24 protein-coding genes are annotated in these 21,530 nt (G+C 71.7%); 13 read left to right on the top strand and 11 right to left on the bottom strand.

All coding sequences use genetic code 11. The features are described 5' to 3' along the window. The 4 genes from ACFWV3_RS13720 to ACFWV3_RS13705 all read right to left on the bottom strand — a co-directional run bounded on the left by ACFWV3_RS13720 (position 1) and on the right by ACFWV3_RS13705 (position 4,745). On the bottom strand, positions 1-1,239 hold the full coding sequence (locus tag ACFWV3_RS13720) for an ATP-binding protein (RefSeq protein ID WP_382411448.1): 1,239 nt from the start codon (positions 1,237-1,239) through the stop codon (positions 1-3). A gap of 28 nt (positions 1,240-1,267) precedes the next feature. Continuing rightward, positions 1,268-2,122: a helix-turn-helix domain-containing protein gene (locus ACFWV3_RS13715; RefSeq protein WP_382411447.1), complete on the bottom strand. Its 855-nt coding sequence runs from the start codon at positions 2,120-2,122 to the stop codon at positions 1,268-1,270. A gap of 35 nt (positions 2,123-2,157) precedes the next feature. Beyond that, positions 2,158-3,324, bottom strand: a complete 1,167-nt coding sequence (locus ACFWV3_RS13710; RefSeq protein ID WP_382411446.1) for a PHB depolymerase family esterase — start codon at positions 3,322-3,324, stop codon at positions 2,158-2,160. Between the two features lie 590 nt (positions 3,325-3,914). Next, on the bottom strand, positions 3,915-4,745 hold the full coding sequence (locus tag ACFWV3_RS13705; protein ID WP_382411445.1) for a DeoR/GlpR family DNA-binding transcription regulator: 831 nt from the start codon (positions 4,743-4,745) through the stop codon (positions 3,915-3,917). Between the two features lie 268 nt (positions 4,746-5,013). Between ACFWV3_RS13705 and ACFWV3_RS13700 the strand changes: the two genes are divergently transcribed. From ACFWV3_RS13700 to ACFWV3_RS13680, 5 genes are read left to right on the top strand one after another with little or no spacing between them, the layout of a single operon-like run. Beyond that, positions 5,014-6,138, top strand: a complete 1,125-nt coding sequence (locus ACFWV3_RS13700) for an SIS domain-containing protein (protein WP_382411444.1) — start codon at positions 5,014-5,016, stop codon at positions 6,136-6,138. A gap of 1 nt (position 6,139) precedes the next feature. Beyond that, entirely contained in the window at positions 6,140-7,093 is a 954-nt protein-coding gene (locus ACFWV3_RS13695) for an N-acetylglucosamine kinase (protein ID WP_382411443.1), read from the top strand. 10 nt (positions 7,094-7,103) lie between these two features. Beyond that, positions 7,104-8,099, top strand: coding sequence for a DMT family transporter (locus tag ACFWV3_RS13690; protein WP_382411442.1), 996 nt, complete (start codon positions 7,104-7,106; stop codon positions 8,097-8,099). Further along, positions 8,096-9,016: a 1-phosphofructokinase family hexose kinase gene (locus tag ACFWV3_RS13685; RefSeq protein WP_382411441.1), complete on the top strand. Its 921-nt coding sequence runs from the start codon at positions 8,096-8,098 to the stop codon at positions 9,014-9,016. The genes ACFWV3_RS13690 and ACFWV3_RS13685 overlap by 4 nt, the downstream gene beginning before the upstream one ends. Then, positions 9,013-9,843, top strand: a complete 831-nt coding sequence (locus ACFWV3_RS13680) for a class II fructose-bisphosphate aldolase (protein ID WP_382411440.1) — start codon at positions 9,013-9,015, stop codon at positions 9,841-9,843. Before ACFWV3_RS13685 ends, ACFWV3_RS13680 begins: the two co-directional genes overlap by 4 nt. On the opposite strand, the gene ACFWV3_RS13675 is transcribed toward ACFWV3_RS13680, so the two are convergent. Further along, positions 9,824-10,435, bottom strand: a complete 612-nt coding sequence (locus tag ACFWV3_RS13675) for a TetR/AcrR family transcriptional regulator (RefSeq protein ID WP_382411439.1) — start codon at positions 10,433-10,435, stop codon at positions 9,824-9,826. The two genes, ACFWV3_RS13680 and ACFWV3_RS13675, sit on opposite strands and share 20 nt — an antisense overlap. A gap of 13 nt (positions 10,436-10,448) precedes the next feature. After that, complete coding sequence (locus tag ACFWV3_RS13670) at positions 10,449-10,883, bottom strand: nuclear transport factor 2 family protein (protein ID WP_382411438.1); 435 nt, start codon at positions 10,881-10,883, stop codon at positions 10,449-10,451. Positions 10,884-11,010: 127 nt separating this feature from the next. Between ACFWV3_RS13670 and ACFWV3_RS13665 the strand changes: the two genes are divergently transcribed. The 5 genes from ACFWV3_RS13665 to ACFWV3_RS13645 all read left to right on the top strand — a co-directional run bounded on the left by ACFWV3_RS13665 (position 11,011) and on the right by ACFWV3_RS13645 (position 15,869). Then, on the top strand, positions 11,011-12,051 hold the full coding sequence (locus ACFWV3_RS13665; protein ID WP_382411437.1) for a TetR family transcriptional regulator: 1,041 nt from the start codon (positions 11,011-11,013) through the stop codon (positions 12,049-12,051). After that, the gene (locus tag ACFWV3_RS13660; protein ID WP_382411436.1) at positions 12,048-12,647 is read left to right on the top strand and encodes a transcriptional regulator; all 600 of its coding nucleotides are present in this window, start codon (positions 12,048-12,050) and stop codon (positions 12,645-12,647) included. The genes ACFWV3_RS13665 and ACFWV3_RS13660 overlap by 4 nt, the downstream gene beginning before the upstream one ends. Further along, positions 12,635-13,900 carry a PEP/pyruvate-binding domain-containing protein gene (locus ACFWV3_RS13655; RefSeq protein ID WP_382411435.1) on the top strand — a complete coding sequence of 422 codons (1,266 nt, stop codon included), beginning with the start codon at positions 12,635-12,637 and terminating at the stop codon, positions 13,898-13,900. The genes ACFWV3_RS13660 and ACFWV3_RS13655 overlap by 13 nt, the downstream gene beginning before the upstream one ends. A 280-nt stretch (positions 13,901-14,180) precedes the next feature. Continuing rightward, positions 14,181-15,161: a TolB family protein gene (locus ACFWV3_RS13650; protein WP_382411434.1), complete on the top strand. Its 981-nt coding sequence runs from the start codon at positions 14,181-14,183 to the stop codon at positions 15,159-15,161. 90 nt (positions 15,162-15,251) lie between these two features. After that, on the top strand, positions 15,252-15,869 hold the full coding sequence (locus ACFWV3_RS13645) for a DsbA family oxidoreductase (RefSeq protein ID WP_382411433.1): 618 nt from the start codon (positions 15,252-15,254) through the stop codon (positions 15,867-15,869). Positions 15,870-16,176: 307 nt separating this feature from the next. Here the strand turns inward: ACFWV3_RS13645 and ACFWV3_RS13640 are convergent, their stop codons facing one another. From ACFWV3_RS13640 to ACFWV3_RS13625, 4 genes are all read right to left on the bottom strand, one after another. Next, positions 16,177-17,115, bottom strand: coding sequence for an alpha/beta hydrolase (locus ACFWV3_RS13640; protein ID WP_382411432.1), 939 nt, complete (start codon positions 17,113-17,115; stop codon positions 16,177-16,179). Positions 17,116-17,311: 196 nt separating this feature from the next. Beyond that, a complete protein-coding gene (locus tag ACFWV3_RS13635) occupies positions 17,312-17,800 on the bottom strand; it encodes a DUF6328 family protein (protein ID WP_382411431.1) in 489 nt (162 codons plus the stop codon). A gap of 45 nt (positions 17,801-17,845) precedes the next feature. Then, positions 17,846-18,433 carry a histidine phosphatase family protein gene (locus ACFWV3_RS13630; protein ID WP_382411430.1) on the bottom strand — a complete coding sequence of 196 codons (588 nt, stop codon included), beginning with the start codon at positions 18,431-18,433 and terminating at the stop codon, positions 17,846-17,848. Between the two features lie 95 nt (positions 18,434-18,528). Next, positions 18,529-19,266, bottom strand: coding sequence for a D-Ala-D-Ala carboxypeptidase family metallohydrolase (locus ACFWV3_RS13625; RefSeq protein ID WP_382411429.1), 738 nt, complete (start codon positions 19,264-19,266; stop codon positions 18,529-18,531). A gap of 255 nt (positions 19,267-19,521) precedes the next feature. Here ACFWV3_RS13625 and ACFWV3_RS13620 point away from each other — a divergent pair, with 255 nt between their 5' ends. Together ACFWV3_RS13620 and ACFWV3_RS13615 are read left to right on the top strand one after the other, a co-directional pair. After that, positions 19,522-19,707, top strand: a complete 186-nt coding sequence (locus tag ACFWV3_RS13620; protein WP_382411428.1) for a hypothetical protein — start codon at positions 19,522-19,524, stop codon at positions 19,705-19,707. A 40-nt stretch (positions 19,708-19,747) separates the two neighbouring features. Next, complete coding sequence (locus ACFWV3_RS13615) at positions 19,748-20,329, top strand: TetR/AcrR family transcriptional regulator (protein WP_382411427.1); 582 nt, start codon at positions 19,748-19,750, stop codon at positions 20,327-20,329. Position 20,330: 1 nt separating this feature from the next. Here the strand turns inward: ACFWV3_RS13615 and ACFWV3_RS13610 are convergent, their stop codons facing one another. Next, positions 20,331-20,699: a cupin domain-containing protein gene (locus tag ACFWV3_RS13610; protein WP_382411426.1), complete on the bottom strand. Its 369-nt coding sequence runs from the start codon at positions 20,697-20,699 to the stop codon at positions 20,331-20,333. Positions 20,700-20,795: 96 nt separating this feature from the next. On the opposite strand from ACFWV3_RS13610, the gene ACFWV3_RS13605 reads away from it, so the two are divergent. After that, a complete protein-coding gene (locus tag ACFWV3_RS13605; RefSeq protein ID WP_382411809.1) occupies positions 20,796-21,515 on the top strand; it encodes a YqjF family protein in 720 nt (239 codons plus the stop codon). The last annotated feature ends 15 nt before the right edge of the window (positions 21,516-21,530 follow it).

Raw genomic sequence — 21,530 nt, 5'->3', positions numbered from 1 at the left:
TCAGCGCGCCAGCAGGTGCTCGACGAGCCGGTGCTTGGCCAGGGCGAGGTGCCGCCGGTAGGTGCCGTAGGGCACGCCGAGCCGGCGCGCGGTCGCCTTGTGCGTGCCGGACGCGGAGACGTAGGTGGCGGTGAGGGCGTCGTGCGCCTTCACGCCCGCGGGGTCGACCCGCAACGCGTCGAGGGCGGCCGTGATGGTGGCGCGCAGGTCCGTCACGGGATCGGGGGAGTCGCTCGGCACCAGGTGGGAGCGCAGCAGGACGCTGGTCGCGAACTCGCGGGGAGCGCGCCACGTGCGCAGGGCCTCGAACACGGCCGCCTCGAAGTCCTCGCGCGGCAGGGGATCGGGTGGGGTCGCGCGAACCCGCTCCGCCGAGACGCGGGCACGCACGTCCTCGTGGCGTTCGGGATCGCGCCAGCGCAGGTCGGCGTCGAGCGCGGCCCGCACCGCGTCGTGCGGGACCAGCCCGTCCGGGGTGGCCTCGACGTAGGGCTGCCGGCGCAGCCAGCAGAACACCGTCGCGGCGTCCTCGTCGCCCAGGACCTCGCGCAGCACCGACTCGCGGGTGACGCGGGCCTGCGCGAGGACGTCGAGACCGCGCCGGTGGACGAACCCCGGCACCTCGCCCACCAGCCGGTCGACCAGCGTCGTGAGCACGTCACCTGGGGATGCGGCGCAGGCGCCGAGGGAGAGGACGAGCGGGTTGCCGCCGGCGAAGGACGTGATGGCACCGCGGCGTTCGGGTGCGACACCCCGCGCCGCGAGCAGGGCGTCGGACGCGGTGGCGTCGAGCGGCCGCACGACCAGCGGGGCGAAGATCCGCGCCCAGCCGGGATCCAGCGTCCACTCCGGATCGGGGGCGGTCCTGCTCGCGATCACCACGGCCGCGCCCTCCGCGAGGCGGGGCAGGAACGTGTCGCGCAGCCACCGCTCGGCCCGGCCGCAGTGCTCGAACGCGTCCACCAGGAGCACCGCGCCCTCCTCGACGGACGCGGGCGCGGCGGCCTCCTCCAGCCGGCGCGGGTCGGCGTGCAGCGACCGCGCGTCCACCCGCACCACCTCGCGCCCGGCGAGCCTGGCCTGCCGGGCGGTGTGGCGCAGCAGCGCGGACTTGCCGATGCCGCCGGGGCCGTGCAGGTACGCCACGAGCGACGAGCCGGTCAGCACGCGGTCGAGCACCGCGCGTTCGGCGTCCCTGCCCACCAGGTCCGCGTCCCGGACCGAGGCGTTGATCGACACCGGTCCAGGATCGCCGCCCTCGCACCGGTCAGCCTGGGCCAGGTTGGCCCACCCGGATGACCGCGGGGCCGGTGGCGGAGGCGACGACCTCGCTCAGCCGGTCCGCGTCGGCCGACCCCGGCGCCGCCGTGAGCACCACCGCCAGGAGGTTGTCGCCCGGCACGTCGAGCAGGTTGCCGTCGAGAGCGATGTCCCCGGCGCCGGGATGCCGGAACACGGCCCTGGTCCAGGAGCCGGCCGCCTTCCCCGGCGCCCGCCACAGCTCGTCGAACGGCCGGCTCGTGGTCCGCAGCTCGTCGACGAGCCCCGCGAGCGACTCGTCGCCGGGATGGCGCAGCGACGCGCTGTGCAGCCGCCGCACGAGCGTCGCCCGGAACGCGGCCGCGTCGTCGTCGCTGCGGCTGATCTGCTGGTGCGCCTTGGAGAACGTGCGCCAGGCGACGTTCCAGTCACGGGGCTGCCGGTTCGACGCCCCCGGCCCGAGCGCCATCCACGCACCGTTGACGGCCACCACGTTCCACGCCAGGTCGCACAGGAACACCGGGGTGTCCGCGAACCGCTCCACCAGCCGCATCGCGACCGGGCCCGCCTCCCTGGGCACCGGGCCGTGCGCGGCGGCGTACCCGGCCAGCGCGCAGAGCCGCTCGTACTCCGCCGGTCCCACCCGCAGGGCGCGGGCGAGCGCGTTGACCACGGCGGCCGACGGGTGCCGGCGCCCCTGTTCCAGCCTGCGCACGTAGTCGGCGGACACCCCGGCCAGCTCGGCGAGCTCCTCCCGCCGCACCCCGCGAGCCCGCCGTCCACCGGACGGCAGTCCGACGGCGGCGGGCTCGGTGGTCTCGCGCAACCGGCGCACCTCCGCGCCGAGATCGTGCAGGGTCATGCGCCCAGTGTCCCTTGTGGAGCAAGTGGCACGTCTCAGCCGGTGGCGCAGGCAGTGCCGTTGAGGGAGAACGACGTCGGGGCGGCCGCGTTCCCGCCGTGGACGGCCTGGAACCCGATGTCGACGGACCTGCCGGGTGCGATCGTGGCGTTGTGCCCCGCGTTGCGCGCGGTGACCTGCCCCGACGACGGCGAGTAGGTCGCGTTCCACCCGGAGGTGATGGTCTGCCCTGACCCCAGGGTGAAGACCAGGGACCAGCCGTTCACCGCCGCCGTGCCGGTGTTGGTGATGGACAGGTTCGCGGTCAGCCCGTTGTTCCAGGCGTTGACGGTGGCCCTGACCGAACAGGTTCCCGGCGTCGGGTCGGGATCAGGGTCGCCACCCCCACCGGTGAGCCCGAAGAACTCGAGGGCGACAGCGGCCATGCCCGACGACGGCAGACTGTGCCCCGCCCCCTGGATGCTGTACGCCTCGACCTTGTCCGAGTACTTGCTGCGGTTCCACCCGGCCCGCGGCGTGTCCGTGGACGTAGGCGTCTGACTCAACCCGAACACGTTCGTCCACTGCTCGACCTCCTCCTGCAACAAGGAGTACGGCACGAGCGTGTCCGCGGTACCGTGCCACAGCTGCACCCTCGGCCGCGGCCCGCTGTACCCGGGATAGGCCTGCCGGGCGAGGTCGCCCCACTCCTGCGGCGTGCGGTTCAGCCCACCACCCCCGGTGCACCTGCTGCTGCCGGGCGGATAGTCCGCGGCGTTGGCGAAGCAGTGGAACGGCACCCCCATGAACGCCGCGCCCGCCTTGAACACGTCCGGGTAGAGCACGAGCATCTCGTTGGTCATCATGCCGCCGGACGAAGACCCCGTGGCGAACACACGATCCGGATCACCGCCGTAGCGCTGCTGCACGTAGCTCACCATCGACACGATCGACACCGGATCGCTACCACCACCACGCCGCTTGGCGGCATCCGACCAAGTGTCGAAGCACTTGCCGAACCCGGCCTCCTGCTGTGCGCTCGGATAAATCACCACGAACCCGTACCTGTCAGCGAGCGAGGCGAACTCGCTGCTCGAGTAGAACCCCGGGCCGGACCCTCCGCATCCGTGCATGGCGACCACGATCGCGGGCTTGGCGGGCCGTGTGTCAGGCACGTAGACGTGCATGCGCATCCGCCCGGGGTTGTCTCCGAAGGATGTCACCTCGACAAGCGACGCCGCAGACGCCGGCGCCGACGCGAGACAGGTGGCGGACAGAGCCAATACAACTGCCATCAGGATTCTTCCGAGCGCAATCACTACGACCTCCGGTCAGGGTTCCGAAGCTCCCCAGAACCGCGAAGCTATTCACTTCCCTGACGGCCGTCAATTTTTCGACGAACATCAACGATTAGTCGTTCGACAAACGACTCAGACGCCAACGGCAAGCCGAGGCCCCAAGCGATGCCGAAGGCGAGCAGTAACAACCCCCCACGCACTCGCGACCGCGATGCCGAAGGCGAGCCGGAAAGACCTTGCGCTGATGGGTAGCGGTGCACCCACTCGTGGTTTTGCGATTGGGGCTTGACTTTGGGTGCGAGGTGCTACCGCTTGTGGATCGGCCGGGTGCGAAGCATCCGGCCTTTTCCGGCCGAACCAGCGCCTCGCAAGGGCCCCGAAGTCAAGCCCCAATCGCAATCGTCGCGGAGCGGCGATGTACCCCAGTCTTTCGTCCGAGGTGCACGCCCACGCTGGAACAGGCACCAGACCGCCCAGAGCAACCACGCTGGAACCCGCATCCAACCCCAACCGTCCTATGTGGCCGGAACCTCCACCACCGTAACCCGAACCCCCACAGCCCGAATAGCCGCAACAGCACCAGGATCAGCCGACAGATCCGTAACAACCTCATGCACGTCATGAATGTCCGCAATCCGCGCAAGCGTGGCCTTCCCGAGCTTGCTCCCGTCAGCCATCACGATCACCCGCTTCGCCCGGCTGAGCATCGCCCGATTGGTCCGCGCCTCGTTCTCGTCGTGCGTGGTGATCCCAGCCGCGGCATCGATCCCGTCGACCCCGATGAACGCGGTCCCGATGCTGATCGACGCCAGCACGTGCTCCGCCCACGGCCCGACCAGCTCGTAGGACTGCGGTCTGGCGACGCCGCCGACCACGACGAGCTTGTGCCTGGGGTGCAACGCCATCTCCATCGCGATGTTCAACGCGTTGGTCACGACGGTCAGGTCCGCGCGGCTCGGCAGCTGCTTGGCCAGCTCGCTCGTGGTGGACCCGCCGGTCAGCGCGATGACGTGCGAGCCGGACGGCAGCATGCGGACCGCCTGGCGCACGATGGCCCGCTTCGCGTCGCGGGACCGGCCGCCGCGGTAGCGCACCGGCACCTCGTTGCCCGCGCCCTGCGGTTTCGCCCCGCCGTGCGTCCTCGTCAGCAGGCGCTGCTCCTCCAGCTGCGCCAGGTCGCGGCGCAGTGTGGCCGAGGAGACGCCGAGCCGCGCGCAGAGGTCGCCGACCTGCAGCGAACCCGTTTCCCTGAGCACTCGCAGTATTTCGGACATGCGTTCCGCGCGGGTCGTGCGCCTTTTCCGCGGGCGGATTTCAGGTGCGGCGGAATCCGTCGAGTCGGCCATGGAACGGAGCCTACGACAACTCCTGCCGGTGAGCGATTGTGCGCGCGCTGCACCGACCGGCGTAAGGCCTGAGCAGGGGAGACGCCGCGAAACGCTCATTCGAAATGCTCACTTCGGCGGCGAGTCTTGCCACTCGCGCAGCGCCGGACGTACGAATGCACCACTCGTCGAACCGGCGGAGGAGCCGGGGGATCAGGGCGATCAACGGCATTCGGGGAAAGCGTCCGAATGCGTCTGGGAAGTGTCCCGGTAATCGGAAGGCGACACCATGGGTGAGCGTGGGCTCGGCAGCAGCTGGACCGCGGAGGAGATCTGGCACCAGCCGGTCACCTGGCCGCGGGTGGCGGAGGCGGTGGAGCGGTCGCGCCCGCTGGTCGACGGGCTGGTCGGGCCGGTGGACGCCCGGACGCGGATCGTGCTGACCGGCGCGGGCACGTCGGCGTTCATCGGCGAGGTCGTGGCCCCGGCGCTGGCACGGCACCTCGGCAGGCCCGTGGAAACCTTGCCCACCACCGAGATCGTCGCCGACCCGGGCACCGCGGCCATCGGCGACCAGCCGGTGCTGCTGGTGTCGTTCGCGAGGAGCGGCAACAGCCCCGAGTCCCTTGCGGCGGCAGAGCTCCTGCACCGGCTCACACCCGATCTGCGGCACCTGGTGATCACCTGCGACGCGTCCGGTGAGCTGGCCCAGCGGTGGGCGGGCGCGGAGAACGCCGTCGTGGTGGCGTTGCCGGAGGAGACGAACGACCGCGGCTTCGCGATGACGTCGTCGTTCACCGGCATGGCGCTGGCGGCGCTGCTGGCCTTCGGGCTGGACGTGGACGTCGAGGCGTTGGCCGGGGAGGCGACCGCGGTGCTCGCCGAGGCCGCGGACCGCGCGTCGGCGATCGCCGGAGCCAAGCCGGAACGGTTGGTGTACCTGGGTTCCGGCGCGCTGCGGGGACTCGCGCGGGAGGCCGCGCTCAAGAGCCTCGAACTGACCCGCGGCGAGGTGGTCGGCATCGCCGAGTCGTCGCTGGCCTTCCGGCACGGGCCGAAGTCCGTGCTGGACGACCGCACGATCGCGTTCGTCTTCCTCTCCACCGACCCGTACGCGCGCTCGTACGACGTCGACATCGCCCGCGAGCTCGTGCAGTCGCTGGGCGCCGATCGTGTCGTGGTGGTGGGAGAGGCGGACTCCGCCGAGTGCGGGGGAGCGCAGGTCTGGCCGGTCCGCGGCGCGTTCGGCTCGCCGTCCGCGTGGGCGCTGGTCGCCGTGATCACCGCGCAGACGACGGCACTCGCGTGCTCGCTCGCGCTGGACCTGACGCCGGACAACCCCTTCCCCGGCGGCGAGGTCAACCGCGTGGTGCGGGGCGTGGTCATCCACGAGTTCGGAGAGGGAGTGAGCTGAGATGTTCCTCGGTGTCGACGGCGGTGGCACGAAGACCGCGTTCTGCCTGGTGGACCTCGACGGCCGCGTGGTCGCGGAGGCCCGCACCGCCAGCGTGTATTACCTCAGCGACGGGATCGGGATCGTCGAACCCCTGCTGCGCCAAGGGATCGACGAGGTCTGCGCCGCGGCCGGCATCCCGGTCGCGGGCATCTCGTACGCGTTCTTCGGACTGCCCGCGTACGGCGAGATCAGCGGGGACGTCCCGGTGCTCGACGCGCTGCCCGCCAAGATCCTCGGCGGCGGCCACTACCGCTGCGGCAACGACATGATCTGCGGCTGGGCCGGGTCGCTCGGCGGGATCGACGGCATCAACGTCGTCGCCGGCACCGGGTCGATCGCGTACGGCGAGCACGACGGCAGGCAGTGGCGCGGCGGCGGCTGGAGCGAGCTGTTCGGCGACGAGGGATCCGGGTACTGGGTCGCGGTCAACGGGCTCAACGCGTTCAGCCGCATGGTCGACGGCCGCCTGCCCGCCGGTCCGCTGGTGGACGCGATGCGCACGGCCCTCGGCCTGGCGGCGGACTTCGACGCCATCGACGTCGTGGTGAACCGGTGGCACGGCGACCGCGGCAAGATCGCCAACCTGAGCAAGGTCGTGGTCGCGGCGGCCGACGCCGGCGACGTGGCGGCCGCGGGCGTCCTGCGCAGCGCGGGCGAGGAGCTCGCCCTGCTCGTGAACGTCGGCCGGGCGGCCCTCGAGTTCCCCGCCGCGCACCAGGTCCCGGTGTCCTACTCCGGCGGCATGTTCGGCTCGGCGCACGTGCTGACGTCGTTCCGGGAGTCGCTCACGCACGACTTCGACCTGCGCGCACCCCTGCTGGAACCGCACATCGGTGCCGCGCTCCACGCGGCGCGCCTGCACGGGCATCCGTTGCGGGCACAGGACATCTCTCCCGCCGCGCTCTCCCTCTGAGGAGCTCCCCATGACCGGATCCGCCGCGTCCCCCTCCGTCCTCCGCGCGAACAGCTGGGTCCCGTACGCGGGACTGCTGGTGCTGTTCTGGGGCGTGTGGGGCGCTTTCTCCGCGTTGCCCACCAAGCTCTACGCCTACCCCGACCCGATGGTCTACGTCGTGTGGTCGCTCACGATGCTCATCCCCGCGTGGGTGTCGTTGCGCGGCAAGAAGTTCGACCGCGGCCGCACGGCCGCGGGCTACGGCCTGCTGATCGGCCTCACCGGTGCCGGCGGCCAGCTGCTGCTGTTCAAGGCGCTCACCATCGGGCCCGCGTACGTGATCTTCCCGATCGTCGCCCTGTCGCCCGCGATCACCGTGCTGATGGCGTTCGGCCTGCTGCGCGAACGGCTCGGCGCCCTGTCGTGGATCGGCGTGGTGCTGGCGCTCGTCGCGATCGTTCTCTTCTCGGTGTCCACCGGCGACTCGTCCGACAGCGGCTGGCTGTACCTGCTGCTCTCGGTCCTCGTCTGCGTGGCGTGGGGCGTGCAGGCGTTCTACATGCGCAAGGCGGCCCTCGCCGGGGTCGACGACGCGACGACGTTCGGCTGGATGACCATCAGCGGCCTGGTGCTGATCCCGGTGGCGGTGCTGATGATGGGCGGGCTGCCGCTCGGCTTCCCGTGGCAGGCACCGGCTCTCACCGCCGGCACCCAGCTGCTCAACGCCGTCGGCGCGCTGTTCCTCGTGATGGCCATGAGCCGCGGCAAGGCCTCGATCGTCGCGCCGGTCACCAACGCGCTGGCGCCCGTGCTGACCATCGTGCTCTCGCTGCTGGTGTTCGGTGCCACGCCGACCGCGTTCCAGGTCGCGGGCATCGTGCTGGCGCTCGTCGGCTCGACGTTGATGGTCTACCGCGCGGAGAAGAGCAGCGAGGCGGTCCCCTCCGCCGAAGCACCGTCGGCCGGGGCCGCGTCCACCGAGGCACCGTCCACCGGGGCACCGTCCACCGGGGCGGCGACGTGACGAGCAGGGTCGTCACGGTCACGCTCAACCCCGCCCTCGACGTCACCTACCGCGTGAAGGCGTTGCGCGTGGGGGAGACGGTCCGCGTCCCGGAGGTCCGGACGCGGGCGGGCGGCAAGGGCGTGAACGTCGCGGCCGTGGTCAGGCAGCTCGGCGCGGACAGTCTCGTGCTGGCGCTGACCACGACCGCGACGCCGGACGAGTTCCGCGCGGGCCTGGACGAGCTGGGCCTGGCCCACCGGCTGGTGCCCGCGCTCGCCTCGGTGCGCAGGACCATCGCGGTCGTGGCCGACGACGGTGCCACGACCATGTTGCAGGAGAACGGTTCCCCGGCCGGGGACCGGGCAGAGGCGGCGATCACCGCGGTGCTGACCGACGAGCTGCGGGCCGGCGCCGGCGCCGTGGTGATCTCCGGCAGCGTTCCCGCCGCGCTGGACCCGGAGGTGCCCGCCCGGCTGGCCCGCCTGTGCGCCGCGCACGGCGTGCCGGTGATCGCCGACGTGTCCGGAGCGGCACTGCGCGCGGCCGCGTCGAGCGGAGCGGTGCTGATGCCCAACTCCGACGAGCTGGCCGAGCTCGTGGACGACGGCCGGGTCGAGGACCTGGTGGCCGGGGGAGCGGCCGCCGTGGTCGCCACCGCCGGTCCGGACGGCGCGATCGCCGTGACCGCACGGGGTTCGTGGCGGGCTCGCCCCGCCGAGGTGGTCGAGGGCAACCCGACCGGTGCCGGGGACGCGGCCGCCGCGGCGCTCGCCCTGCACCTCGCCCGGTCCGGCGGCGACGTCGACTGGCCGGCCGCGCTGGCCGACCTGGTGGCGACGTCGGCGGCCGCCGTGCTGCGGCCGGTCGCCGGCGAGATCGACCGCGGGGCCAGGGCCCGCTGGATCCCCCTGACGACCGTGGAGGAGACGCGATGACCGCGGACTGGACGACGCTGCTCGGCGAGATGCGGGCGGAACGACGCGCGGTGGGCGCGTTCAACGCGATCCTGATCGAGCACGCCGAGGCCATCGTCGCCGGCGCGGAGCTGAGCGGGTTACCGGTGATCCTGCAGATCTCGCAGAACGCCGTGCGCTACCACGGGTCGCTGGCGCCGTTCGCCCGCGCGTGCCTGCAGCTGGCCGCCGACGCGACGACGCCGGTGCTCGTGCACCTCGATCACGTGGAGGACGAGCAGCTCGTCCACGAAGGACTCGGCCTCGGCATCACGTCGGTCATGTTCGACGCCTCCAAGCTCGACTACGCCGACAACGTCGCGAGGACCCGCGCGATCGTGGAACGCTGTCACGCCACCGGATGTCTCGTCGAGGCGGAGCTGGGCGAGGTCGGCGGCAAGGACGGCGCCCACGCGCCCGGCGTGCGCACCGACCCGCGCGAGGCGGCGGAGTTCGTCGAGGCGACCGGCGTCGACTCGCTCGCGGTGGCCGTGGGGTCGTCGCACGCCATGACGGACCGGAGCGCGGTGCTCGACGAGTCGCTGATCGCCGCGCTGGCCCAGGCGGTGCCGGTTCCGCTGGTGCTGCACGGTTCGTCCGGGGTGACCGACGACGGCCTGCGCGGGGCGGTCGCGGCCGGCATCGTCAAGGTCAACATCGGGACGCGGCTGAACCAGGTGCTCACCGAGGCGGTCCGCGCGGTCCTGGACGAACGCGAGACGCTGACCGACCCGCGCCGCTACCTGGCGCCCGGCCGCGACGCGGTGCGCGACGAGGTGGCCAGGATGCTCACGGTGCTGGCGAAGTGAGCGCCGCCAGCGTGATCCGCTGAGCCGTCCTGGTCGCGGCGGGCAGGGCGGCCGGGTCCCGGCTGACCCGGTCGCAGGCCGCGCGCATGGCGCCGGCCAGCAGCTCCACGGTGAGCCCGACGTCCTCGGCGCCGTGGAACTCACCGGCCGCGAGCCCGTCCGCCACCACGGTCTCCACCTCGACGACGACCGCGCCGAACGGGTTGTCCCGGCACGCCGGCAGCTCCGCGACGAGCGGGCCGACGTTCGGGAGGAACAGCAGCGCCATGCCGGGGTCCGTCGATCCCGCCAGGACGACGTCGACGATCTCCCGCAGCCGGTCCGCCGCCGGGACCGCCGACCGTGCGGCGATCGCGGAGACCCGCTCCGCCAGCGGACGGCTCGCCCGGCGTGCGAGCTCCAGGACGAGCGTCCTCTTGTCGGCGGCGTAGTTGTAGAGGGTGTTGCGCGCGAGCCCGGCCCGCGCCGCGATGTGGCCGAGGGTGATCGAGTCGTAGTCGCGTTCGAGCAGCAGCTGCCGCACGGCCTCGGTGAGGCCGGCCCACACGACCTCGTGGTGCTCCTCGATCGTGGCGGCACGGATGCGCGGCATCGGGTCGGTCTCCTCAGTTCGCGGCGGTGGCGAGGTCCGGCTGGTTCTCCTGGTGGACGGCGGTCAGCTTGACACGGGTGAGCCGCCAGCCGTGCGGGGTGCGGACCGCCTCGTTGTCGTAGAAGCCGACGACCAGCCAGCGGTCGGCGTCCGGGAGCCAGTGCTCGGCGCGGACGTGGGCGTGGATCGTCGCGGTGTCGCCGTCGACCACCACCACGTGCCCGGTGATGGCGTGGTGCGTGGCCCGGAACGGCGCGAAGCTCGCGCGGAGCACCTCGACGTAGCCGGTGAGCGGGACCGTCATCTCGGGCAGGCCCGTCACGGACGCGAAGTCGAGCGTGACGGTGTCGGTGAAGACCCGGCCGGGCAGGGTCGTGAACTCCTTCAGGTCCGCGATGTCGGCGTAGTGGCTGAGCAGCTCGACGAGCTCGGCGCGATCGTCGGTCATGGGTGACTCCTTCTTTTTGCGACAACCTGTCGCGAACGTTACGACAAGTTGTCGCAAAAAGGCAACGCGCGACCAGTTCGGACGATGGCGTAATCTGGATGGTGACGACATCTGAAGTGGGGCGGCGATGGTTCGGTTGACCAGGGTGCAGCAACAGGCGCGAACACGGGCGTCCGTGTTGACGGCGGCGAGGGAGGAGTTCGCCGACCACGGGTACGCGGCGGCGAAGGTCGACCGCATCGCCGAGCGGGCCGAGCTGACCAGGGGTGCCGTCTACTCGAACTTCCCCGGCAAGCGGGCCCTGTACCTGGCCGTGCTGATCGACCTGGTCGAGCAGGGGCGGCCGGCCGAGCCGGCGCCGGCGTCGACGGCCGACGCGCTGGCGGCGTTCGCCAGGACGTGGCTGGAACGCCTGCCCTTGGTCGGCGACTCGGCGGCGGGCGGTCGCCTGCAGCTGCGCTCGCTGGACGGCGTGGTCGACGGTCCGGTGCCCGCGCAGGTGGCCCGGCTGGAGGCCCTGCTGCTGGCCACGGCGCTGGAACGGCGGGACCCGGCGCGGCAGGTGCGCCTGGCCGACCTGGTGCTGACGCTGCTCGACGGGGCCGGTCACCGAGCCGCGACCGCGCCGGGAGCAGGCGACCCCTTCGACGTGGCGCACGCGTGCCGGCACCTCGCCGGCATCGACCTCGCCGACACGTGGTCCCCTCCGCACCTGCCCTTCGTGGCTGCGGCACGGACGTGCGCGGACGCCTGGACCCCGCCGGAGGACCTGGTGGACGAGATCAGCGGCACCGAGGTGACCCCGGCCGACGGCGTGGTCGTGGTGCTGGGCGCGAGCAGGCTGGGCGCCGCCGAGGAGGCCGTCCGGTCGGCGGGGCCCGGCGAGCGGGTGATGATCGCCGCGGTGACGGACGACCCGGCCGAGACCGGCCGCCTGGTCCGCCTCCGGGTGACCGACCTGATGGCCTGCCTGCGCAGGGTGTTCCCTCCCGGCACCTGGGAGGGCCTCCGGCTGGTGCTCGACGACGACGGGCTGGTGGCGTCGGCCATCGGGGTGGCGGATCCGGGCGACGAGACCGAGGCGGCCGTGCGCGTGCGGGACGGCGTGATCGTCGCCCGCGCTGCCGGCCGCGGCGCCGGGCACGCGGCGGGGAAGGTGGCGTCGTGAGCCAGGTGCTGCACGCCCTGCGGTGCGTCGGGACCACCGGGCTGACCCGCGTGGCGGCGTTCACGGGCCTGCCGGAGCCCGAGGCGGAGTCCGAGCTGATCGATCTCGCGGTGGCCGGTCTCGTCACGCACCACCGGGGCTTCGGCGGGTGGGCGCTGACGGAGGCGGGCAAGGCCGCCGACGCCGAGCGGACAGCCGCCGAACTGGAGGCCGCCGGTGGCCGTGCCGCGCTGGCGGTGGCGTTCGAGGAGTTCCTGGTGCTGAACCCGGAGCTGCTCGACCTGTGCACGGCGTGGCAGGTCCGGACCGTCGACGGCGTCGCGACCATCAACGACCACAGCGACACCGCCTACGACCACCGCGTCCTGGGGCTGTTCACCGACCTCCACGCCCGAGCGACCACCGTGATCGCCGCACTGGCCGCCGTGGCACCCCGCTTCGCCCGCTACGAGTCCCGGCTCGCCGCGGCGCTGGCCCGTGCTCACGCGGGAGAGCTCGGCTACCTGGCCGACGAGATGGCCTCGTTCCACACGGTGTGGGCCGAGCTGCACGAGGACCTCCTCGCCACGCAGGGGATCTCGCGATGGCATGGATGACACGGCTGCACGCCGGTCTCGCCCTGCCGCCGGAGGTGATCGGCGGCAAGGCGCACGGACTCGTTCTGCTGCACCGGTTGGGTCTGCCGGTACCGGCCGGCTTCGTCGTGACCACGGAGGCCTGCCGCGCCTACCTCCGCGACGGCCGCCTCCCGGACGGCCTGCGGGACGAGCTCGGAACCATCTCGTCCCCGGCCGTCTCAGTGCGGTCCGGTGCCGCCGTGTCGATGCCGGGCATGATGGACACGATCCTCGACCTGCGCACGGACGCGCCGGAACGGCTGGCGGCAGCGGTGGAGTCGGTGTTCTCGTCCTGGAACACACCCCGCGCACGGACCTACCGCACCCTGCACGGCATCCCGCACGACCTGGGTACGGCCGTGGTTGTGCAGGACATGGTGTTCGGCGACCGCGACGCGCACAGCGGCTCCGGCGTGGCGTTCAGCCGCCACCCCGACACCGGCGAGAACACCCCGTTCGGCGAGGTCCTCTTCGGACAGCAGGGTGACGCCGTGGTGTCCGGCCGCTCCCGCACCCGCCCGTTGCCCGACCTGGCCACCCGTGAACCGGTGGTGTGGCGGCACCTGCTGGACGCGCTGCGCCGGATCGAACAGCACTACCGCGACGCCTGCTACGTCGAGTTCACCTACGAGTCCGGCACCCTGTGGCTCCTGCAGGTCCGGCCGGGCCACTTCACCGGCGCCGCCGCCGTCCGCCTGGCCGTCGACCTGGCCGACGAGGGCGCGATCACGCGCGCCGAGGCGGTCCGCAGAGTGACACCGCACGACCTCCGGCACGCCCGCACCCCCAGGACCGCCGACGCCGAGGTGCTGGCACGCGGCCTGGGCGTCTGCCCCGGCGTGGCCATCGGCCGCATCGCGCTGACCGCCGACGACGCGGTGCGCATGGCCGCCGGCGGCCCGGTGGTCCTGGTCCGCCAGGAGACGTCGCCGGAGGACATCCGCGGCCTCGCCGCGGCCACGGGCGTCGTCACCGCACTCGGCGGCCCGGCCAGCCACGCCGCGGTGGTGGCCCGGTCGATGGGCAAGCCCGCTGTCGTGGGCGTCACCGACCTCGCCGTCGCCGCGGACTCGATCACGCTGGGCGGCCGCACGCTCGCCGAGGGCACGCTGGTCACGATCGACGGAACGAGCGGGGAGGTCGCACTGGGGCGCGCCCGCGTGGTGACGGGTGGGGCTGACCCCCGCCTGCGGCGTCTGCTCGACTGGGGGAACGAGAAGTCCGGGTTCTGAGTCGAGCGTGACGCGAATTCGATTTCGCTCCACTCGAAAGGATGAGGACGATTTCGTTGTGACCATGAACCGCGATTTCTATAGTCGACAACGGCGCACCTCTCGCATTCGTCCCGGGAAGGTTGTTCGCGTGAAATCGACTCTTGCACTCCTGATCGTCGTGGGCATGATGGGATCCTATTCTCCCGCTTTCGCGGAGGAATCCGCGGTCGAACCGGGTAAAGGGGCCAGATTCGAGGCGGAGTGGAAAAAGCTCCCGGCCCTGGACCCGGATTACGAGGTGGTGCAGCTGACCACCTCGAAATCGCTCGACAACAAGATGTACCTCGACGTGAACCCGTACGTCCCCTCGCTCGACTCCGTCGTGTTCAACTCGGAGCGCGACGGCGGGCACGAGAACCTCTACCTCATGTCGCTGCAGAACGGCAGGTTCGTGCAGCTGACGGACTCCGACGACATCGACGGGGACCACGCCAACGTCTCGCCCGCGACGGAGGAGGTGTTCTACGTCGAGGACCGGACGTTCACCAGCGTCAGCCTGCGCGCCCCGTACCGGGAGCGGAAGATCCGCAAGGTGCCGGACAGGTACGACGTCAAGGGGATCGTCGCGCTGACGTCGGACGGGAAGACCATCGCCTCGTCCCTCTACGACGAGGAGGAGGACCGGTCCTCGCTCGTCCTGATCGACGTGAGGTCCGGCGAGCTGGAGACCATCAAGAAGATCGACGGAAAGGTCGACCACGTGCTGATCAACCCGGTGCGCGGCGACACGCTGCTCTTCCACGTCTACGGGGAGGACATCGGCCAGATCGGTCTCGTCGACGTCGAGAGCAAGAAGAAGACGATGCTGACCGATTCCCACGACTACGGCGTGCACCCGTTCTGGGTGAACGGCAGGATTGCCGCGTTCTCGCAGGACGCACAGGGCGACACGCCGAAACAGGTGGTCACCTACGACATCCGCGACGAGAAGTTCTTCAGCTACGACATCCGCGAGTCCAGCAACCACTTCGCCATGAACCCGGCGCGGACGATCATCGAAGGCGACGGGCACAAGGGCAGCACGCCCTACATCTACTTCTATTACATCAAACCGGGCACCAACAAGGTCGACACGGTGAAGATGTTCAAGCACAACAGCTCCTCGGAAACCGAGTCGGTGCACCCGCACGCCGCTTTCGTCAACGACACGGACCTGATCTTCAACAGCGACGCGGACGGCAAGGGCAACGGCAACGTCTACCTGCTCAGGGAGAAGTAGCCCGGTCGCTCCGGGAGCCGCAGCCGGGGGACGACGTGACCCCGGCTGCAGCCGGCGCTCCCGGCCCGCCGTCCGTGACATGATCGAACGATGCAGGTCGAGTTCTGGGCGGACGTCATCTGCCCCTGGTGCTACATCGGCAAGGCGCGCTTCGACAAGGCGCTGGCCGCGTTCGAGCACCGCGACGAGGTCACCGTGGTGCACCGCGCCTTCGAGCTGGACCCCACCCGGACCGGGGTGGAGTCCGTGCAGGAGATGCTCGCCGCCAAGTTCGGGCCGCGCGCGGCCGAGATGGAGGACTCCGTCGCCGGGCTCGCGCGCGACGAGGGCCTCGAGTACCGGCTGGACCGCGAGGTCGGCAACACGTTCGACGCCCACCGCCTGGTGCGGCTGGCGCGAGAGCGGGGCGTCCAGCACCAGGTCCTCGACGCGTTGCTGCACGCCAACTTCGGGCAGGCGCGGTCGCTGTTCACGCCCGAGTCGCTGACCGGGATCGTCACCGAGGCCGGGCTCGACGCCGCTGACGTCAAGGCCGTGCTCGAGGACCCGGACGCCTACGCCGCCGAGGTGCGCGCCGACGAGCGGCGTGCCAGGGAGATCGGTGTGTCGGGCGTGCCGTTCGTCGTCCTCTCCGGCCGGTTCGCCGTCTCGGGTGCCCAGCCGGTGGCGCTGTTCGAGCAGGCGCTGGCGCAGGCCTGGGAGGGCTGACCGCACGGCCGGGAGCCGTGGCTGCCGGGAGCCGTGGCGGCCGGTCCGGGGGCCGGGCGCGAACACCGAGGGCGTCGACCTCCTGCCCGACTACATGATCCTGCACCAGGCCGGATACGACGTCCTCGCGTACGACGTGCGCAACGAGGTGGGGCACCTCGGCCGGCACGCGAAGACGTTCCTGACCGGCGACGGCGTCTGGACGACGATGCGGAGAAGTGCCGCTCCAGGATTTCTTTCGACGAGCTCGTGGAATGAATCGCGGCCGGTGCGGAAATTCATTCCACGAACCCATCCGGTTCAGCGGTCACACCACGTCGCGGATCCAATCGGCCACCGCGGTCTGCAGTTCCTTGGCGCGCGGATGCAGGTTCGCGTCGTGACCCGCGCCGGGCAGCACGAACCCGCGCACGTCCGGTGAGCCGGCGTAGTAACCGCGCTCACCCGCGACCAGGGTTTGGGCGGAAGAGCAGTCGCGGGACAACGCCGTGCAGAACAGCGTGTCCCGCTCTCCGACCGCGAGCAGCACCGGGACGTCGATCAGCGCCGAGTACGGCAGCACGATGCCGAGCGACAGGCCGTCCGGCATCTCGCCCAGCGAGGCCACGTCCTTGGTCGCCTCGTCGGTCGCGAGCACCTGCGGGTCGACGTTCCCCGGTGCGTGGAAGGCGTTGTAGCGCTCGCCCTGCCTGGTCGTGAGGTAGCCGGCGTCGAGCAGCGACCTCGGTTCGAGCCGGCTGCCCAGCAGGGTGGCCAGCGCCGGCGGGTCGATGGCGTGGGTGGCGCCGGTGACCACGACGCCGTCGACGTGGTGGAACGTGGCGGCGGACATGATCGTGATCATCGAGCCGAGCGAGTGCCCGGCCAGCACGACCTTGCCGAAACCCCTGGCGCGCACGGACTGCACGACCTCGTCCACCGCGGCGGCCTGGCGCAGCGCGGTCACGGTGAGGCTGGGCGGCTTGGCGCTCCTGCCGGTGCCGATGCGGTCCACTGTGGCCGTCGCGTAGCCGCGGGCGTTGAGCTCGCGGCGGAACGAGTACACCTCGGGCTGGTACGGGAAGTCCCAGTACGCCGAGTTGTAGGTGGCGCCGGGAACCATCACCACCGCGACGTCCGCGCCGGGGTCGCACAGCTCCGCGTGCATGCCGCCGGGGCTGGTGAACTCCGAACAGGCGGTGGCGGCCGACGCGACCACCGGCGTGCAGAGCGCGAGCAGCAGCGCGACGACGAATGTCCTCTTCACCTCGGATCTCCTCTCACCACGCCGATGGCGAAAGCCTGCACGAGTCCGGCGTGGTGATTCCTGGGTATCACGCGGAGATCGGCGCGATCCATTGTGGAGAGAGGGTCAACAGCATTTCCAAAGCGATTTCGTCTCAACTGGCGGCCGCGGGAATTCGCTTTCCGGTGCGGCCCGGACGTCGGCCAGGAAGCAGAGCTCAGATGTCGGTGATGTCGTCGCCGAGCTTCGAGCTGGTGTCGCGGACCAGCCGCGGCATGACGAACCACAGCCCGGCGTAGACGACGAGGGTGACGGCGCCGATCAGCACGGCGACCCACCCGCAGAGGACCACCTCGCAGAGCAGCAGCACCGTGCCCGCCATCGCGGTGGCGAGGAAGCCCAGCCCGGCCAGCATGAAGGTGCTGCCGGCCGCCACGACGTCCTCACGGCGCCCGCGGCGGAACAGCACGCGGTGCCAGGCGGCGGGGGCGGTCAGCAGGGCGACGGCCGCGGCGGCGCACAGGACGGTCACCAGGTGCGTGACGTGGACGAGAGCCGAGGCCGTCGAGTACTTGTCCGTGAAGGCGATGGAGAGCAGGAAGCCGAACAGGATCTGCACCCCGGCCTGGGCGACCCGGAGCTCCTGGAGCAGCTCGTTGAGGTTCCTGGCGAGACGCCGGTGCTCCGACTCTTCCGCGTTGCTCACGGCCGGTGCCTACCCTCGGCGCGTCGAGGCGAAACCGCGCCGGGCTCACGGCCGCACGGCGGGTCCGAACCCCGTCCAGCGCAGGTCCGGCGGCAGGTGGCCCATGTCGTTGTAGAGCACGAGCGCGGGAGGGGTGCCGTCGCGGTGCTGGACCACCGTGACGGCGGCGTTGCCGCAGCTCATCGCGAGCCAGCGGGACGGCGGGGCGCCGAGCGCGTCGCGCACCAGCCAGGCCACCTGGTAGGCGTGGGTGACCAGCACCTCGTGCGTCTCGGTCTCGGCGGGCCGGGCGAACCGCGCGGTGAGCGAGGCCGCGAGCCGGGCCCCGGCGGCGGCCTCCTCGGCGTCGTGCCCGTCGAAGAACCCCGCCCACGCCGGTGGAACGTCCTCCGGCACGTGCGGCACGTGGTCCATCAGCTCGGGCGCCTCCTCGACGGCGGCCCCCGGCAGGTGCTCGCCCAGGATTCGCGCGGTGCTCACCGCACGCGGTAGAGGGGAGTGCCACACGGTGTCGACCGGCAGCCGCGCGAGGCGCTCGCCCAGCAGATGCGCCTGCCGGTGCCCGACGTCGGTCAGCTCGCCGAACGGGCTCGCCTCGCCGTGCCGCACCACGTACAGGTGCCTGGGCGCCATCGCACGCTCCCATGTCGTCAGCATTCAGATGATGACGACATCTTAGAGTGGGGATCGCGGTGACCGGTGCCGATCACCGCGATCCGGTGGTGCGGCTAGGACACGCCGCAGCTCGGCGCGGACCAGAAGCGGCTCGACTTGTGCGCGACGTGCACGTGGTCGTCGTGGCCGGTGTAGCCGGGGCCGAGGATCTCGTTGAAGCCGTGGTTGCGCGCCTGCTTGGCCAGCGCGCAGAAGCCCTGCGCACCCGCACCCAGGTCGACCGCGTCGCCGTACAGGTGACGACTGCCCGACGCGCCACCGACGGCGTTGTTGCACGACACGCTGCGGAACCCGCCGTTGACGACGATCGGCCGGTCGCCCATCGCGTGCCGCATCGCCTGCAGCTTCCACATGGACACCAGGGCGTTGGCCCGCGCGGTGGCCGCCGAGACGTTGCCGCCGGACCAGTCGGAGTTGCAGTTGTTCAGCTCGTCGTAGCTGAAGTTGACCGGCGTGCAGTCGTTGTCCTGCAACGCGTACAGCTTCGAGAACGTCGCCGACCCGGCGATGCCGTCCGCGCCGAGACCGTAGGCCTGCTGGAACCGGGTCACCGCCGCCTTGGTCGCGGGCCCGAACTGCCCGTCGATGCCGAGCACGGCGCCGTAACCGGGGTAGCCGGCCACCCTGATCTGCAGCTGGCGCACGTCCTCGCCCGACGTGCCCTCGGACAGGGTGCGTCCCCAGGTGTAGCAGGCGTCGGCGGCGGAGACGGGGTCCGCCTGGGCCGCCGCCGGGGTGACGACGACGCCGGTGACCAGGGCGAGCGCCGGTAGGAGGAAACGGAGTTTCACGACAGGTGCACCTTTCGGTCGCAGGGAGGTGCAGCCTGTCGAGTGCGCGCGCGGGTTGTCAACGAGCAACCAAATGAACTCCTAGTGAGGTGGACGGAAACCACCCGGACGGCCCTGGCCGTGCGACCAGGACCGGGTGGGCCGAGCGCGCCGGGCCGACCTGGCAGCGACCACCCTGCGGTGGAGCCTGCTCCACCCCGCACCGGGCAGTGCGGGGGATCGTCGGTGCCGCGCAGGATGAATAGCGTTCTCCCCATGACGAACAACGAGATCGCAGCCACCGGCTCCCGCACCCGCGCCCTCCTCTGGACCGGCCTGGTCCTGAGCATCCTCACCAACGCCACCGTGCAGGCCATGGGCCTCACCGTCGTCGGCATCGCGTTCGGCGTGCTCGCCCTGCTGTTCGGCGGCGGCATCGTCGTGCACCACCGCAGGGGCTGAGGCCGGGCGGTGAAATGTACCCGCGGGTACAGTCCGGGTGGTGACCACGAAGAAGGGCGCCGCGACCCGGTTGCGGATCGTCGAGGCCGCCGCCGCGGAGATCCGGGAACGCGGCACGAACGCCACGACGCTCGACGACGTCGGGCGGCGCAGCGGCACCGGCAAGAGCCAGCTGTTCCACTACTTCCCGCAGGGCAGGGAGGAGCTGCTGCTCGCGGTCGCCCAGCTCGAGGCCGAGCGGGTGTTCGACGACCAGCAGCCGTACCTGGACGAGCTCGTGTCGCGCGCGGCCTGGGAGGCGTGGCGCGACCTGGTCGTCGTCCAGTACCGCGACCAGGGCCTGTACTGCCCGCTCGGCGTGCTGATCTCCGAGGTGGGCCGGCACAGCCCGGCGGCACGGGCCGTCACGGCGGAGCTGGTGCGGCGGTGGCAGGCCTGCCTGCGCGCCGGCATCGAGGCCACCCAGGCGGCGGGGGAGGCGGATCCCGCCCTGGACGCCGACCGGACCGCGGCGGCCCTGCTCGCCACCGTGCAGGGCGGGGTGACCGTGCTGCTCTCCACGGGCTCCGCCGACCACCTCGAGGCCGGGCTGACCCTGTGCCTCGACCGGATCCTGGTCTGACCTACTCGGCCCGGTGGCTCCACGCGGGCTTGCCGCCCGCCGCGGTCGACGTGATCTCCGGGCCCACGAGCAGGAAGCGCGCTTCCTCCTCGGCCACCGGGCAGTGCTCGGTATCGCGGGGGATCACGAACAGCTCGCCCGGCCCCAGCTCGACGTCGCCGTCCCTGAGCTGGATGGTGATCCGTCCCGAGAGGACGACGAACGTCTCGTCCTGGTCGTCGTGCGCGTGCCAGTTCGTGGACCCGATGCCCTTGGCGACCTTGAACAGGTTTCCGTTGGCACGGGCCACTTCCCGCTGCGACCAGAACTCGGTGAGGGTCGCCGCCTCGGCGGCCAGGTCGATCTTGCGGGGACGTTCGGCGGGTGACATGACGTCACTGTCGCAGCGGCGGCCGGCGGGTGGTGCCGACGAGACCGTCAACCTTCGCAAGTTTCCTCTCAGGTGCGGTGCGGTTGAATCGTGACCATGGACCTCGACCCGCCCCGTCGCATCGACCGGTCGGCGCTGACGCAGTGGTGGGGCGACGTGACGTTCCTGCACTGGCGCGTCCCTCCCGGCGCGGTGGACCACCTGCTGCCCGCCGGCACGCGACCGGACGTGGTCGACGGCGACACGTTCGTCGGGCTCGTCGCCTTCCGCCTGTCCCCGCTGGGCTGGCCCGCCCTGACCGGCCGGTGGAGCTTCCCCGAGACCAACGTGCGCCTGTACACCGTCGACACGACGGGACGCCGTGGCGTCGTGTTCCTGTCGATGGACGCCGCCGACCTGACGTTCGTGGCGGGCACACGGGCTTCGGTCGGACTGCCGTACATGTGGTCGGACATGGCCGTGCGACGGGACGGCGACGAGCTGACCTACACCTGCCGTCGGAGGTGGCCGCGCCGTCCCGGGGCGACCAGCTCGCTCACCGTGCGGCCGGGTGAGCGGATCGAGCCGAGTCCGCTGGACGAGTTCCTGACGGCGCGGTGGGGGCTGCACACGTCGTGGTTCGGCCGGACTGCCTACCTGCCCAACCACCACGCGCCGTGGGTGCTGCACCGCGCCACGGTCGTCCGGTGCGACGACAACCTGGTGGCGTCGGCGGGGATCGAGGTGACCGGCGAGCCGTTCAGCGTCCTGTACTCGCCGGGGGTGCAGGCGCGGTTCGGGGTTCCCGCGAGAGTCCGCGCCACCGAACCCGCGTGACGCCCGCCACCGGAT

It is taken from the genome of Lentzea sp. NPDC059081 (assembly GCF_042738015.1).
Lineage (GTDB): Bacteria > Actinomycetota > Actinomycetes > Mycobacteriales > Pseudonocardiaceae > Lentzea.
Note: the sequence above shows the minus strand (reverse complement) of the source record. Positions and strands in the feature narration are given on the sequence as shown.

What these genes read in the sequence shown, in the direction of transcription:
- ACFWV3_RS13715 (WP_382411447.1), bottom strand. Translation starts at nt 2,122, where the DNA reads ATGACCCTGCACGATCTCGGCGCGGAGGTGCGCCGGTTGCGCGAGACC.
- ACFWV3_RS13705 (WP_382411445.1), bottom strand. Translation starts at nt 4,745, where the DNA reads ATGGCCGACTCGACGGATTCCGCCGCACCTGAAATCCGCCCGCGGAAA.
- ACFWV3_RS13700 (WP_382411444.1), top strand. Translation starts at nt 5,014, where the DNA reads ATGGGTGAGCGTGGGCTCGGCAGCAGCTGGACCGCGGAGGAGATCTGG.
- ACFWV3_RS13695 (WP_382411443.1), top strand. Translation starts at nt 6,140, where the DNA reads ATGTTCCTCGGTGTCGACGGCGGTGGCACGAAGACCGCGTTCTGCCTG.
- ACFWV3_RS13690 (WP_382411442.1), top strand. Translation starts at nt 7,104, where the DNA reads ATGACCGGATCCGCCGCGTCCCCCTCCGTCCTCCGCGCGAACAGCTGG.
- ACFWV3_RS13680 (WP_382411440.1), top strand. Translation starts at nt 9,013, where the DNA reads ATGACCGCGGACTGGACGACGCTGCTCGGCGAGATGCGGGCGGAACGA.
- ACFWV3_RS13675 (WP_382411439.1), bottom strand. Translation starts at nt 10,435, where the DNA reads ATGCCGCGCATCCGTGCCGCCACGATCGAGGAGCACCACGAGGTCGTG.
- ACFWV3_RS13670 (WP_382411438.1), bottom strand. Translation starts at nt 10,883, where the DNA reads ATGACCGACGATCGCGCCGAGCTCGTCGAGCTGCTCAGCCACTACGCC.
- ACFWV3_RS13665 (WP_382411437.1), top strand. Translation starts at nt 11,011, where the DNA reads ATGGTTCGGTTGACCAGGGTGCAGCAACAGGCGCGAACACGGGCGTCC.
- ACFWV3_RS13655 (WP_382411435.1), top strand. Translation starts at nt 12,635, where the DNA reads ATGGCATGGATGACACGGCTGCACGCCGGTCTCGCCCTGCCGCCGGAG.
- ACFWV3_RS13645 (WP_382411433.1), top strand. Translation starts at nt 15,252, where the DNA reads ATGCAGGTCGAGTTCTGGGCGGACGTCATCTGCCCCTGGTGCTACATC.
- ACFWV3_RS13630 (WP_382411430.1), bottom strand. Translation starts at nt 18,433, where the DNA reads ATGGCGCCCAGGCACCTGTACGTGGTGCGGCACGGCGAGGCGAGCCCG.
- ACFWV3_RS13620 (WP_382411428.1), top strand. Translation starts at nt 19,522, where the DNA reads ATGACGAACAACGAGATCGCAGCCACCGGCTCCCGCACCCGCGCCCTC.
- ACFWV3_RS13610 (WP_382411426.1), bottom strand. Translation starts at nt 20,699, where the DNA reads ATGTCACCCGCCGAACGTCCCCGCAAGATCGACCTGGCCGCCGAGGCG.
- ACFWV3_RS13605 (WP_382411809.1), top strand. Translation starts at nt 20,796, where the DNA reads ATGGACCTCGACCCGCCCCGTCGCATCGACCGGTCGGCGCTGACGCAG.